General features: G+C 72.3%; 12 protein-coding genes and 1 tRNA gene. 8 read left to right on the top strand and 5 right to left on the bottom strand.

Annotated features, from left to right (window positions below):
* Nucleotides 1-436: 436 nt before the first annotated feature.
* Together RSP45_RS05010 and RSP45_RS05005 are read left to right on the top strand one after the other, a co-directional pair.
* Complete coding sequence (locus tag RSP45_RS05010) at nucleotides 437-751, top strand: Bro-N domain-containing protein (RefSeq protein ID WP_415393454.1); 315 nt, start codon at nucleotides 437-439, stop codon at nucleotides 749-751.
* On the top strand, nucleotides 693-1,100 hold the full coding sequence (locus RSP45_RS05005; RefSeq protein WP_415393453.1) for a Bro-N domain-containing protein: 408 nt from the start codon (nucleotides 693-695) through the stop codon (nucleotides 1,098-1,100). The genes RSP45_RS05010 and RSP45_RS05005 overlap by 59 nt, the downstream gene beginning before the upstream one ends.
* Here the strand turns inward: RSP45_RS05005 and RSP45_RS05000 are convergent.
* From RSP45_RS05000 to RSP45_RS04980, 5 genes are all read right to left on the bottom strand, one after another.
* Nucleotides 1,016-2,467, bottom strand: a complete 1,452-nt coding sequence (locus tag RSP45_RS05000) for a tyrosine-type recombinase/integrase (RefSeq protein WP_415393452.1) — start codon at nucleotides 2,465-2,467, stop codon at nucleotides 1,016-1,018. The two genes, RSP45_RS05005 and RSP45_RS05000, sit on opposite strands and share 85 nt — an antisense overlap.
* Before the next feature lie 86 nt (nucleotides 2,468-2,553).
* Nucleotides 2,554-2,629 (bottom strand) — tRNA-Thr (locus RSP45_RS04995).
* A gap of 45 nt (nucleotides 2,630-2,674) precedes the next feature.
* Nucleotides 2,675-4,489: a heme biosynthesis protein HemY gene (locus RSP45_RS04990; RefSeq protein WP_415393451.1), complete on the bottom strand. Its 1,815-nt coding sequence runs from the start codon at nucleotides 4,487-4,489 to the stop codon at nucleotides 2,675-2,677.
* Between the two features lie 12 nt (nucleotides 4,490-4,501).
* Nucleotides 4,502-6,469 carry a hypothetical protein gene (locus tag RSP45_RS04985; RefSeq protein WP_415393450.1) on the bottom strand — a complete coding sequence of 656 codons (1,968 nt, stop codon included), beginning with the start codon at nucleotides 6,467-6,469 and terminating at the stop codon, nucleotides 4,502-4,504.
* A gap of 134 nt (nucleotides 6,470-6,603) precedes the next feature.
* Entirely contained in the window at nucleotides 6,604-7,293 is a 690-nt protein-coding gene (locus RSP45_RS04980; RefSeq protein WP_415393449.1) for a uroporphyrinogen-III synthase, read from the bottom strand.
* A gap of 113 nt (nucleotides 7,294-7,406) precedes the next feature.
* On the opposite strand from RSP45_RS04980, the gene tsaD reads away from it, so the two are divergent.
* From tsaD to RSP45_RS04950, 6 genes are all read left to right on the top strand, one after another.
* Complete coding sequence (gene tsaD / locus RSP45_RS04975) at nucleotides 7,407-8,471, top strand: tRNA (adenosine(37)-N6)-threonylcarbamoyltransferase complex transferase subunit TsaD (protein WP_415393448.1); 1,065 nt, start codon at nucleotides 7,407-7,409, stop codon at nucleotides 8,469-8,471.
* Entirely contained in the window at nucleotides 8,468-9,406 is a 939-nt protein-coding gene (locus RSP45_RS04970) for an NAD(P)H-dependent glycerol-3-phosphate dehydrogenase (protein ID WP_415393447.1), read from the top strand. Before tsaD ends, RSP45_RS04970 begins: the two co-directional genes overlap by 4 nt.
* Nucleotides 9,403-9,678 carry a YciI family protein gene (locus RSP45_RS04965; protein ID WP_415393446.1) on the top strand — a complete coding sequence of 92 codons (276 nt, stop codon included), beginning with the start codon at nucleotides 9,403-9,405 and terminating at the stop codon, nucleotides 9,676-9,678. The genes RSP45_RS04970 and RSP45_RS04965 overlap by 4 nt, the downstream gene beginning before the upstream one ends.
* Nucleotides 9,675-10,103, top strand: coding sequence for an EVE domain-containing protein (locus RSP45_RS04960; protein WP_415393445.1), 429 nt, complete (start codon nucleotides 9,675-9,677; stop codon nucleotides 10,101-10,103). Before RSP45_RS04965 ends, RSP45_RS04960 begins: the two co-directional genes overlap by 4 nt.
* Nucleotides 10,104-10,107: 4 nt before the next feature.
* A complete protein-coding gene (locus RSP45_RS04955) occupies nucleotides 10,108-10,500 on the top strand; it encodes a DUF1761 domain-containing protein (protein ID WP_415393444.1) in 393 nt (130 codons plus the stop codon).
* A 233-nt stretch (nucleotides 10,501-10,733) separates the two neighbouring features.
* Nucleotides 10,734-12,542: an ABC transporter transmembrane domain-containing protein gene (locus RSP45_RS04950; RefSeq protein ID WP_415394001.1), complete on the top strand. Its 1,809-nt coding sequence runs from the start codon at nucleotides 10,734-10,736 to the stop codon at nucleotides 12,540-12,542.
* Nucleotides 12,543-12,669: the final 127 nt, after the last annotated feature.

Here is a 12,669-nt window from a genome sequence, read left to right as displayed (position 1 = left end):
CGCCACCGCCCAGCGCCCCACCGCCGCCTCTGCCGTGCACCCCACCGCGCCCCCGCAGCGCCCCACCAGCGGGGATTGTGCATATTCCCCTTAGCGGGAAAGCCGCCCGGCTCCCTGACGGGGGCACCCTGACTGCCACCATGTCGGCCCATCAATGGGACTATTTGCAGGAACATTGCGGGATTTCCGGTCCCCTGATCCTGAACGACAACGGCGGCGGGAGGCTCTATGTCAGGGCCATGCGTCGGAGGGCTGACGGGACCCCTCCGCGCCTGGTGGTGGTCGCCCGGGAACTGCTGGGGGCTGGACCCCGGGTTCAGGTCAGGTATCGCAACGGCAACCGCCTGGACCTACGCCCCGGGAACCTGATCGCTGTAGTGGTGACCCCCGGGAAGCGCCGCCGGAAGGGGTCCTGATCGACGGGGAACCGTGGTTTGTGGTCCGCGAGGTCTGCGACGTTCTTGGGCTCCAGCTGGTCGGCCGGGCTCTGCTGAACATTCACGAAATGAATGTTGGGGAGTTCCGCTTCCGCAAGGACGGAGGCAGGGCCAACAAAATGGTCAACGAGGCTGGCCTCTACGCCCTCGTGATGCGGTCCAACAAGCCGAACGCCAAGGCTTTCCAGAAGTGGACGCCAGTCGGCTGGTCATTGGCACGGTCCTGCCCGCGATCCGCAAGGACGGGGCCTACAAATGGTCCGCGAGGTCTGCGACGTGTTGGGCCTCAAGCAGGTCACTTACGCACTGGCTAACGTGGATAAAACCCACCTTAGCGAACACCGCTTCAACCCTCGCTTCGGGAGGCCCAACAAAATGGTCAACGAGGCTGGCCTCTACGCCCTCGTGATGCGGTCCAACAAGCCGAACGCCAAGGCTTTCCAGAAGTGGACGCCAGTCGGCTGGTCACTGGCACGGTCCTTCCCGCGATCCGCAAGGGCGGCCTTGGGAAATAGCTACATTAATCGGACGGATGCAGGTCTGAACCCCGGCAGGAACCTCACCCGCTGCCCGGCCTCCTACGGCTCCCCTCCATCCTCCCCGAGCAATGCCCTGCGCATGGCCCGCGTGGTCACCCGCAACACCACCGGCGTTCCCCCATAGACCCGATCACCGATCCCGCCCAGCGCGTGGCCCAGGATAAGGTTCTGGTCCAGTGACGACACCTCGGCAAGCTGTAGCTTGTCCTTGAGGTTGTGCCGCAGGGAATGGACGGTGTGACGTGGGTCAGTGGTCACCGCCCTGATGTGCTTCATCAGCGCAGCCGACACCGCGTCAGGCCCTCGTGGGGTGGCATAGCGGGCAAACAGCATGGTCCCCGCGGGGTCCCTCTCACGGGCCGCAGCGACCGCCTCACGGGCTGCCTCAAGGCCATCCCCGACCAAAGGAACATGACGCAGGGATGCCGCCGTCTTGATCCTCCGCCCCTCGTGCCATGTCACAAGCACGTTGGGGGTCTCTCCGGCCAGTGTCACGTCCTCGACGCGCAACCCCACAACCTCGCCCAGCCGACAGCCGGTCCATTCCAGCAGCTGCCATATGAGTTGCAACTCGGGGATAGCCCCCGCAAGCACTCGTTCCCTGACTGCGCCCAGCACCTTGTCGGGCAGGGGCAACCGCCGGTCTCTCTCTGTCGCCGCCGCCTCTGCGCCCCCTCGCGCTCCCTTGGGGGTTACGGGAAGGGCGTCGAAGGGGCTCTTGTAGGTGGCCGGAAAGCTGAACTCACGGGCCGCCACGGACAGGATCGCCCGCAGCGTGTTCATGTCCCTGCGCACCGTGGCGGGGCTGACCGGCTTGCCTGTCCGCTTTAGCCTTCCAAGCATGTGGTCTCTGATGATCCGGGCATCCTCGCGCGTCAGGTCCAGCAGCGCCATGCTCTCGCCCCGCTTGCCCAGCGCCCCACGCACAAGACCCACTACGCGGTTCACCCGTGCTTCCTCATCCCCGCCCGGGTTCTCCGCCAGATACATCTTGCGGGCATCCTCCAGGGTCACCTTCGGGGGCTGATAGCTCCTGTGCGGTTCCAGCCGCAGCAGGTTCACCGCATGACGGTCCACGTCAGGGACCCCGGCCGGCTCCCCCGTCTCGGGGTCATCTGGGTAGGCGGCAAGGATCGCGTCGGCAGCGACGTCCCTCTCGCGTGTGGCAGCGGTCAGACTGGGGTCCTGCGCCTCCCACCGCTGGACCATCAACCGGGCCGCGCCATAGGCTTCCCTGTCGGTGACCTCTCCGCGCCTCACGGCTTCCTCGTGGACGGCAACGCGCTGGGCAGCGGCGATCTCCCTCTCCACAGCGGCATGGACCCGGGGCCACGCGTTCCGCGCCTCGCTCTCCGTGTCCCCCAACTTCTGCTTGAACTCCCGCTTCGGGATCACCGCAGAGACAGCCTTCGGGACCCTGCGCCGATACTGCCAGCCTCCCGCCTTGGTCCGCTCTACGTGCTTCAAGTAAAGCCTCTCCCGTTGTCCCATGTGTGCCCCGTGTGTGCTTGAATGTGCACCGGGGGGACCGTTATCTATCGGAAGTTATTGATATTTCTGCCCCATATCGGGGGAAATGGTGCCGCAGAAGGGACTCGAACCCCCGACCCCATCATTACGAATGACGTGCTCTACCAGCTGAGCTACTGCGGCCTGACCCGCGCGAGTTAGCACCTTCGCGCGGGCAGGGAAAGGGGGTCAGCGCGATTCCGCGGTCGCGGCGGCGGTCTGCTCGGGCGGTTCGACGTCGGGGCGCACCGGCGGGTCGCCTGCCGTGGGGGTGGGAGTTGCGGTCGGGGCCGCGGAGGATGCGGCGGCCGGGGCGGGGGGCTCCGTCTCGCTCACCGTAGGGCGGGCCCCAGTGATCGCGTCGATGCCGTCGCCGGGCGGGGTGATCGCGGCTGTCGCTTTCGGCGGGGCCGGGGCGGGCGCTTCGCGGTGGGTCAGCGTGACCGAGGGCGCATAGTCCGATTCGCGCGGGATGTAGCCGGGGCGGACCACCGGCACCTCGGCCGCCACCTTCTCGGGGGTCGGGGGGTGCGGGGGCGGCTCGGTCGCGGGGACGGGGCGCAGCGCCGGGGTTTCCGGGCGGGCGGTGTCCGCGGATGGCGCGCTCGCCCCCGCCTCGGTCGGGCGGCCGATGATCAGCGGCAGCATCTCGACGCCGTTGCCGGCGGTGGCCATGCGGGCGGCGACCGGGGGCTCGCGCCAGCTCAGCGTGTCGAAGCCGTGGCAGCTGTCGCAGACCGGCGACCATTCCGACATGATGTTGTGGCAGTGGTCGCAGACCCATTGCGGGCCGCGGCTGGCGTTCATCGCGCGCGCCAGCCACGCCCGCACCACGCTGTCGTCAGCGCCCGAACCGCGTTCCACCGCCGCCATGATCGCGATCGAGCGCACGGTCGGGTGCGTCTCGGCCAGATCGCCAAGCGCGCGGCGGGCGGCGGGGAAATCCTCGGCCGCCAGCGCCAGCTCGGCCTGCAGCAGCCGCGATTCCTCGTGGTCGGGGTTCTGGCGGATCAGCTCGCCGAACCGGCGCAGCCGCTGGGCCGGGGTCTCGTCCGGCTCGATCTCGGCATAGGCGGCGGCGAGCGAGGGGTGGGGCTGCACCGCCCAGGTCTTTTGCAGCAGCCGCGCGGCGTTGCGCGGGTCCTTCTGCGCCAGATAGCTGCGCGCGGCCAGCACCGCGGCCGGCACCAGGTCGGGCGAGGCGCGGTTCGCGCTGATCGCGGCCTCGCGCGCGCTGATCGAGTTGCCCTGCGCCAGCACTTCCGAGGCCTCTTGCAGCGCCAGCACCGCGTCGCGGCGGATCGCCACGTCCTTGGGCAAGAGCCCGTGGCGGCGCTTGTCCTTGATGGTGGTGCGCGCGCCCTTCCAGTCATGGGCGCGGGTCTGCAGGTCCAGCAGCGCGTCCTGCATCCCGATATGGGCGGGCTTCAGCGCATAGGCTTTCTCGGCCAGCCGCAGCGCGGTGGCGGTGTCGCCCATCGCCAGCCGCTGCTGCATCAGCCCGCGGATGCCGACGAAGCGGGTGCGCTGGTCGGTCAGCATGGTGCGATAGACCTGCTCGGCATGTCTGGCGTCGCCCGCGGTCTCGGCCGCCTGCGCGGCCAGCAGGTTGGTCAGATGCGGCTGGTCCAGGTATTTCGCGGCCTTCTGGGCATGGGCCTGCGCGGCCCGCCCCTCGCCCGAGGCGACGGCCAGCATCCCCTCGGCCAGCGCCCGGTAGCCCTTGCGCTCGCGCGAGCGGTCGAAATAGCGGTCGATGGCGGTGCGGTCCCCGGCCAGGAAGCGCAGGAAGGCCCAGAGGATGCGCAGCGCCTGCACCGCCAGCCACGCCAGGAACAGCGCCAGGATCGCCGCCACCGCCGCCTGCACCGGGCCCAGCGTGTATTCCATCCCGTTGAACTGGATGATCAGCGGCGCGCCGTGTTCGGCCAGATAGACCGCCCCCAGCGCCGCCGCCAGAACGACGCCGAAGAAGAACGTGACCTTGAGAAGCGTGAGCAGCATCTTCGGAGGACCTCAGTTGGATGGGGCGGCAGCAGAGGGGGCGGCGGCGGTTCCGGCGGGCGGCGACTGGCCCGGGGCGGGTGCCGGCGCGGATGCGTCGGGGGCAGGGGCCGCAGATGGCGCGGCCTCGCCTGCGGCGGGGGGCGCGACCAGCGCGCCAAGCGCCGCCTGGGCGGCGACATAGGCCTGCGCCTGCGCGGTCCAGTCGGCCATGGCCGGGCGGGCGGGTTCGGGCAGGGCGGCAAGCTCGTCCAGCGCCGCGGCGATGGCGCCGCGCTGCACCGCATCGCCCGCGCGCGACAGCACCGCATCGGCGTCCGCGCCCTCGCGCGGGGCGACCGAGCGGGCGCCGGTCTGGGCGCGCAGGAAATTGCCGATGACGCTGCCGGTGCCCTGCGCAGGCTCGGCGGCGCGGGCGTCGCGCAGCGCGGCGCGGGCGGCGGGGGCGAACCCCGCGGCCAGCGCCTCGAGCGTCGGCAGCTCGCCGGTCAGGGCGGGCGAGGGCTCGACCCCGGCCTCGGCCAGCGCGCTCAGCGCCTGCTGGCGGGGGGCGCCGGTCTGCAACGCCTCGGACAGGGCCACGGCGGCGCTGGCGGTGCGGGCGCGGCGGGCGGCCTCGTCCGCGGCGGCGGCAAGCTCGCCCGCGCGCGATTCGGCCTGTGCGAGCTGCGCCTGCGCCTGCTCGGCGGCTTCCAGGATGCGGGCGGTGGCGGATTCGGCATCGGCGCGCAGCTGCGCCAGTGCCTCGGGGTCGACGGCGGGGCGTTCGGCCAGCGCGGCAAGCTGCCGTTCCAGCGCCTCGATCCGGGGGGCGAGTTCGGCCGCGGGCGCGGCCCCGGCATCCGTGGCGGGTGCGGCACGCAGTTCCGCCAGCGCGTCGTTCAGCGCCTTGTCCAGCGCGGCCAGCTGCTGCGCCTGCGCGGCCAGCGCGGCCTGCACCGAAGGGTCGGCCTCGCCGTTGGCGCCGGCGGGCGCCTCGGCCAAGAGCTTGGTGGCAGCCTCGGCCCCGGCCTGCCGTGCCTGTGCCAGCAGCGCGTCCCCCTGCGCCAGCCCCTGCGCGAGGCTGGCATCGGCGGCAGAGGTGGCGGCTGCGGCAGCAGCCTCGCGCGCGGCCTCGACGGCGCGCGATTCGATTTCGGTGCCGGCGCGGGCCAGTTCGGTGCGCGCGGCCTCGGCCCCGGCCTCGCGGGCGGCCCCGGCCAAGGCGGCGGGGTCGGGGGCAGGGGTGCTGGTGGCGGGCTGCCAGGCGGCGGGCAGGCGCGGGATGGCGACCCACGCCGCCCCGGCGCCCAGTCCCGCGGCGACGATGCCGCCCAGCACCATCGGCGCAAATCCGCCGCGCCGCGGGGGCGGGGCGGCGGGGGGTGCTGCGGCGGGGATGGGGGCGGAGGCGGTTTCAGAGGAGGCCGGTGGCGCAGCGGATGCGGTGCGGCCAGTGGCTGCGGCCGCAGAGGAGGCCGGTGGCGCAGCGGATGCGGCTGCCTGAGTCGGCGCAGCAGTTGCGGCGGGAGCCGGCGTCTCGGCCGCGACCCCTGCGGCAGTCTCGCCCGGGCGCGGCAGTCCGGCGCCCGCCACGGCCTTGCCCGCCTTGGCCGCCGTCCCGTCCTCGGCAGTCCCTTTCGCGCCGGGCTGGTCCTTGCCGGCCTCGGTCGCGCCGTGAGCAGCTTCGCCCGCCCCGCCGGCCGCAGGAGTCGCCGCCCCGGCCGCGGCTTCAAGTCGCAGCGGCGCGTCCCGGTTCTCGGCCCCGGATGCGGCGGGGCGCGGACTCATCGGGGGCAGTTTGCCGCCCGTCCCGACCAGCGTCGATTCGATTGCGGGGGCCGGGTCGCGCGGTGGCGCGGTGCCCGCCCGCCCGTCCCCGATCCCGTGCGAGGGGACCAGCGTGCCCGGCGCGGCCGCCTGTGCCGCCGGCTTTGCGGGCGTTTCCGGGGCGGTTTTCGAGGTGCCCTTGGGCGGGGCGGCATCGGGGCGTTTGGTCATGGCGCGGCGAGTCCTTGCAGTCGAGGGGCGCAATCCGGGGGCTGGGCCGGCCCGCGGAACGGTCGAAAACCTTGGTCTGGATGGCGCCGCAGGCGGCGCGATTGCGCCAAACCTAGACGGGCCGGGGGAACTGCTCAACCCGCCGCGATGTCGCTGCGTTCCCCGCGCTCTTGCGGGGAAAGCGCGCGCAGCACCCCCTCGGCGTCGGGGGTGTCGGTCACCACCGCGGGCAGCGGCGGGTGGGGCCAGTGCGACTGCCACGCCTTGCGCGCGGCCTCGCTGATGGCGATCAGTCGCAGCGGCGCCAGCGGCCCCTCGGCGGCCAGCGGCGCGAAGGCCTGCGCCGCCAGCTGCGCCGAGCGGGGCGAGAACAGCGGCAGGATCACCGGCGCGCCCCCGCGCAGCAGCGCCTGTGCCGGCGCCGACAGCGGCAGCGCCTGCTGGTCGTAGACCACCACCCCCGGCACCGGCAGCCTGGCCGCCAGATGGGTGCCATGCGCGTGCAGCCAGCCGGGCCCGAGGTCGGAAATCAGCGGGATCAGCCGCGCCGCATCCCCCGGGCCGGTGATGGCGTCGTAACCGGCGGCGGCGGCGACCTTGGCCGTCCTCGGCCCCACGCACCACGCCGGCCGCCCGCGCCCCGGCCCGGCAAAGCGCACCCCGTTTTCCGAGGTGAACACCAGCCCCCGCGCCGCCTGCAACGCCGCCGCGTCATGGGGCACCGGCACGATCCGCAGCATCGGCGAGATCAGCGCGCGCAGCCCCATGGGCGCGATCCTTGCGGCAAAGCGCTCGGCCGCCTCTTGCGGGCGGATCAGCAGCACCACGGGCGCAGAATCGGGGGGAGCAGACTCAGGGGGCGCTGGCTCTTGCATGGCGTTTCCTCGCAACCGGTGTTACCCCCCCGATAAGCCGCAGCAGACCCGTGAATACAACCATGACCCTGACCGTGCTTGGGATCGAGAGCAGTTGCGACGACACCGCCGCCGCTGTCGTGACCGGGGACCGGCGGGTGCTGTCCTCGGTCGTGGCGGGGCAGGCGGCGCTGCACGCGGATTTCGGCGGCGTGGTGCCGGAAATCGCCGCCCGCGCCCATGCCGAGCGGCTGGACCACTGTGTCGAATCCGCGCTGGAACAGGCCGGCGCCACCCTGCGCGATCTGGATGCGATCGCGGTGACGGCGGGGCCGGGGCTGATCGGCGGGGTGATGGCCGGGGTGATGCTGGCCAAGGGGCTGGCGGCGGGGACCGGGCTGCCGCTGGTCGGCGTCAACCACCTGGCCGGGCACGCGCTGACCCCGCGGCTGACCGATGGCATCGGCTTTCCCTATCTGATGCTGCTGGTCTCGGGCGGGCATTGCCAGTTCCTGCTGGTCCGGGGGCCCGAGGATTTCACCCGGCTGGGCGGCACCATCGACGACGCCCCGGGCGAGGCCTTCGACAAGGTGGCCAAGCTTTTGGGCTTGCCCCAGCCCGGCGGCCCGGCGGTGGAAGCCGAGGCCGCGCGCGGCGATCCCGCCGCGGTGGCGCTGCCCCGGCCGCTGCTGGACCGCCCGGGCTGCGACCTGAGCTTTTCGGGGCTGAAGACCGCGGTGCTGCGGCTACGCGATCAGGCGGTGGCGGCGGACGGCGGGCTGCGTCAAGGCATGCGCGCCGATATCTGCGCCGGGTTCCAGCAGGCGGTGGCCGAGGTGCTGGCCGAAAAGACCCGCCGCGCGCTGGCGCTGGCCGGGGTGCCGGTGCTGGCCGTCGCCGGCGGCGTCGCTGCGAATCGCGCCATCCGTTCGGCGCTGGAACAGGTGGCCGAGGCAGAGGGCGTGCGCTTTGTCGCGCCGCCGCTGGCGCTGTGTACCGACAACGCCGCGATGATCGCCTGGGCGGGGATCGAGCGCTTTCGCCTTGGCCATCGCGACGGCATGGATCTGGCCGCGCGGCCGCGCTGGCCGCTGGACGAACGCGCCGCCCCGATGCTGGGCGCCGGCAAGCGGGGGGCAAAGGCATGAGCGGGAATATCGCGATCCTGGGCGCGGGCGCATTCGGCACCGCGCTGGCGGTGGCGCTGTCGGCGAACGGGCCGGTCACGCTCTGGGGTCGCCGCATCGGCTGGAGCGGCGAAAACCCGGCTCTGCCCGGGGTGGCGCTGCCGGATGCAGTGACGGTGACCGAGACGCTGCCCGCGGCGGACATGATGCTGCTGGCGGTGCCGGCGCAGGCGCTGTCGGGGTTTCTGGCCACCCATGCCGCGCATCTGGACGGGCGCGCGCTGGTCAGCTGCGCCAAGGGCATCGACCTGGCCAGCGGGCAGTCGCCGGCGCGGATGATGACCTCGGCCTGCCCGGCGGCGGTGGTCGCGGTGCTGACCGGGCCCAGCTTTGCCGCCGACATCGCCCGCGGCCTGCCGACGGCGCTGACGCTCGCTTGCGCCGACCCGGCGGCCGGGCACCGGCTGCAACATGCGCTGTCGACCGCGGTGCTGCGGCTTTACCGCACCACCGACGTGACCGGGGCGGAACTGGGCGGCGCGCTGAAGAACGTGATCGCCATCGCCGCGGGTGCGGCCATCGGCGCGGGTCTGGGCGATTCCGCCCGCGCCGCCATCATCAGCCGCGGATTTGCGGAAATGACCCGCTTCGCCGTCCACCGCGGGGCCGAGGCCGAGACTCTGACCGGGCTTTCCGGCCTGGGCGATCTGGTGCTGACCGCGACCTCGGAAGGGTCGCGCAACTTCCGCTATGGGCTGGCGCTGGGGCGGGGTGAGCGCTTCGATCCCGCGATCACCGTCGAGGGCGCCGCCACCGCCCGCGCCGTCGCCGCCATCGCAGCCGCCGAATCGGTCGAGATGCCGATCTCGACCCTGATCGCCGGGCTTGCCGCTGGGCAGGTTGACGTTAAAAAGGCAATGCGACTTTTGCTCGCACGTCCGCTCAAGGAGGAATGATGCCGCTTTATGCCGTGATCTGCCGGGACAAGCCCGGCCGTGTCGAGACCCGCGCCGCCACCCGCCCCGCGCATCTGGACTGGCTGGCCGCCCATGGCGGCGTGCAGTTCGCCGGGCCGCTGATCGAGGACGGCGCCCCCATCGGCTCGCTGGTGGTGATCGAGGCCGGGGATCTGGCGGCGGCGAAAGCCTGGGTCGCGACCGACCCCTATGCGGCGGCGGATGTGTTCGCCGCGGTCGAGGTGATCGAGTGGAAGAAGGCCATCGGATGAGGCTCTGGCTGTTCAAGTCCGAGCCGGACGTGTTTTCCTGGGACGATCTGGTCGCGAAAGGCGCCGCCGGCGAGGAATGGGACGGGGTGCGCAGCTATCAGGCCCGCAACTTCATGCGCGAGATGCGGCTGGGCGACCGCGGGTTCTTCTATCACTCCAACATCGGCAAGGAAATCGTCGGCATCGTCGAGGTGAGCGCCGAGGCGCACCCGGATTCGACCGCCGACGACCCGAAATGGGAATGCGTGGACGTGCGCGCGGTGGAAAAACTGCCGCGGCCGGTGCCGCTGGCCACGATCAAGACCGACCCGCAATTCGCCGCCATGATGCTGGTGACGCATTCGCGGCTGTCGGTGCAGCCGGTCACGCAGGACGAATGGGACGCGGTGCTGCGCCTGTCCCGCGACGCGCAGGGTGGGGAGTAGCCGGATGGAGCTGATGATCGTGATCGCCGCCGCGATCCTCGCCTGGGTGATCGGCGCCATCATCTATCGGCTGGCGGACGGGGTCTATGCCAGCGCCTCGGCCCTGCAGGTGCGCAATATCGGCGACCCGCGCGACCGCCCGGTCACCCCCTATCTGCTGGCCGGGGTCGGGCTGGTGGCGGTGTCGGCGATGATCCGGGTGCTGTTCCTGCGCGCCGGCATCGACGGGATGATCGCCGGCGCCGGCTGGGGCGCGCTGATCGGCGCGGCGCTGGTCTCGCCCTGGCTGGTGATCGAGAACACCCACGCCTCGCGGCCCATGCTCACCACGCTGATCGACGCCGGTTTCGCGGTCGCCGCCTGCGCGGCCATCGGCGCGGTGATGGGGGCGGTCTAGGGGGCAGCGCGGCGCTTGTGGCGCTGTCGGAGCGGGGGCCAGCCCCCGCACCCCCGGGATACTTGGATGATGAAGAACCCCGCGCCCTCCGTGACGGGGCGGTCTCGAGCTTGTCGCGAGGGCCGAGTGGCCGCCGGCGCGCGCTGGTGGCGGGCGTGGGCCGCGGGGGCACGGGTTGCCCTGCGGCCCCCCCGCGCCTAAACGGGGCCAGTCCCATGAACCGGGAGGCAGAATTGGCCCGCTCACCCTCGACCCCTGTCGATCGCCCGACCACCAGGCGCATCGGCGCGCTGAAGGCGCTGTGGCCCTTCATGCGGCCCTATCGGCTGCGGTTGCTGGCGGCGCTGGCGGCGCTGCTGCTGACCGCCGGCGTGAGCCTGGTGCTGCCGGTCGCGGTGCGCCGGATCGTGGACGGCTTCGATCAGGGCGCGGGGCTGTTGGACCAGTATTTCCTGGCGGCGCTGGCGATCGCCGCGCTGCTGGCGGTGGGCACGGCGCTGCGCTACGCGCTGGTCACCCTGCTGGGCGAGCGGGTGGTGGCCGACATCCGCCGCGCGGTCTTCGACCGGGTGATCGGTCTCTCGCCTGCGTTCTACGAGCGGGTGATGACCGGAGAGATCATCAGCCGTATCACCACCGACACCACGCTGATCCTGTCGGTGATCGGCAGCTCGGTGTCGCTGGCGCTGCGCCAGACCGTGGTGGTGATCGGCGGCATGGTAATGCTGCTGTTCACCTCGTTGAAGCTGACCGGGCTTTTGCTGCTGCTGGTGCCGCTGGTGCTGGTGCCGATCATCGTGCTGGGGCGGCGGCTGCGGGTGCTGTCGCGCGAAAACCAGGACTGGATCGCCAATTCCTCGGGGGCGGCGTCCGAGCATCTGCTGGCCGCGCAGACCGTGCAGGCCTTTACCGCCGAAGAGCCCGCGCGGCAGGGCTTCGCCCGGGTGACCGAGGCCGCCTATGCCTCGGCCGAGCGGCGCATCCGCATCCGGGCGCTGATGACCGCGGCGGTGATCTTCCTGATCTTTGCCGGGGTCGTCGGCGTGCTGTGGATCGGCGCCCGCGACGTGCGCGCCGGGGCGATGACCGTGGGCGAGTTGGTGCAGTTCGTCATCTATGCGGTGCTGGTCGCCGGTTCCGCCGGGGCGCTGTCGGAAATCTGGGGCGAGCTGCAGCGCGCCGCCGGCGCCACCGAGCGTCTGGGCGAGCTACTGGCGACCGAGGATTCCCTGCGCGACCCCGCCCATCCGGTGGCGCTGCCGCGCCCGGCCCGCGGCGGGATCGAGTTCGCCGGCGTCAGCTTCCATTACCCGACGCGGCCCGATGTCTCGGCCCTGCGCGACGTGACGCTGACCATCCGGCCCGGGGAAACCGTGGCGCTGGTCGGGCCCTCGGGCTCGGGCAAGACCACGGTGGTGCAGCTGATCCAGCGCTTCTGGGACCCGGCCGAGGGGCATGTCGCCATCGACGGCATCGACCTGCGCGCCATGGCCCGCAGCGATTTCCGCCGCGCCATCGCGCTGGTGCCGCAGGACCCGGTGATCTTTGCCACCACCGCGCGCGAGAACATCCGCTTCGGCCGCCCCGAGGCGACGGATGCCGAGATCGAGGCCGCCGCCCGCGCCGCCAACGCGCATGAGTTCCTGATGTCGCTGCCGCAGGGCTATGATTCCCAGGTGGGCGAGCGCGGGGTGATGCTGTCGGGCGGGCAGAAACAGCGCATCGCCATCGCCCGCGCCATCCTGCGCGACGCCCCGATCCTGCTGCTGGACGAGGCCACCAGCGCGCTGGACGCGCAGTCCGAGCGGCTGGTGCAGGACGCCATCGACGCGGTAGCCGAGGGGCGCACCACCATCATCGTGGCGCACCGGCTGGCGACGGTGAAAAAGGCCGACCGCATCGTGGTGCTGGACGAGGGCCGCATCGTGCAGCAGGGCACCCATGACGAGCTGGTGGCGCAGGGCGGGCTTTACGCGCGGCTGGCGCGGCTGCAGTTCACCGATGGGGCCGAGGCCGAGGTGGCGGCGGTGGTCGACGCCTGAGGCGGTCGCGCCGGGGTTGGCGCGGCTGGTGCAGGTGGCCCGGCCGGAGCGGGGGTTTTCCACCCCCGCACCCCCGGAGGATATTTGTGACCGCCCGAAGCATTGGAGGCCGGGCAGGGGAAAGCGG

The sequence above is a fragment of the Paracoccus sp. SJTW-4 genome, assembly GCF_047716885.1.
Taxonomy (GTDB): domain Bacteria; phylum Pseudomonadota; class Alphaproteobacteria; order Rhodobacterales; family Rhodobacteraceae; genus Paracoccus; species Paracoccus solventivorans.
The sequence above is the reverse complement of the archived record's forward strand: the minus strand, read 5'-3'. Positions and strand labels throughout refer to the sequence as shown.

Excerpts from the sequence above, each read along its gene's own strand:
- RSP45_RS05005 (WP_415393453.1), top strand. The coding sequence starts at position 693 with ATGGTCCGCGAGGTCTGCGACGTGTTGGGCCTCAAGCAGGTCACTTAC.
- RSP45_RS05000 (WP_415393452.1), bottom strand. The coding sequence starts at position 2,467 with ATGGGACAACGGGAGAGGCTTTACTTGAAGCACGTAGAGCGGACCAAG.
- RSP45_RS04990 (WP_415393451.1), bottom strand. The coding sequence starts at position 4,489 with ATGCTGCTCACGCTTCTCAAGGTCACGTTCTTCTTCGGCGTCGTTCTG.
- RSP45_RS04985 (WP_415393450.1), bottom strand. The coding sequence starts at position 6,469 with ATGACCAAACGCCCCGATGCCGCCCCGCCCAAGGGCACCTCGAAAACC.
- tsaD (WP_415393448.1), top strand. The coding sequence starts at position 7,407 with ATGACCCTGACCGTGCTTGGGATCGAGAGCAGTTGCGACGACACCGCC.
- RSP45_RS04970 (WP_415393447.1), top strand. The coding sequence starts at position 8,468 with ATGAGCGGGAATATCGCGATCCTGGGCGCGGGCGCATTCGGCACCGCG.
- RSP45_RS04965 (WP_415393446.1), top strand. The coding sequence starts at position 9,403 with ATGATGCCGCTTTATGCCGTGATCTGCCGGGACAAGCCCGGCCGTGTC.
- RSP45_RS04960 (WP_415393445.1), top strand. The coding sequence starts at position 9,675 with ATGAGGCTCTGGCTGTTCAAGTCCGAGCCGGACGTGTTTTCCTGGGAC.
- RSP45_RS04955 (WP_415393444.1), top strand. The coding sequence starts at position 10,108 with ATGGAGCTGATGATCGTGATCGCCGCCGCGATCCTCGCCTGGGTGATC.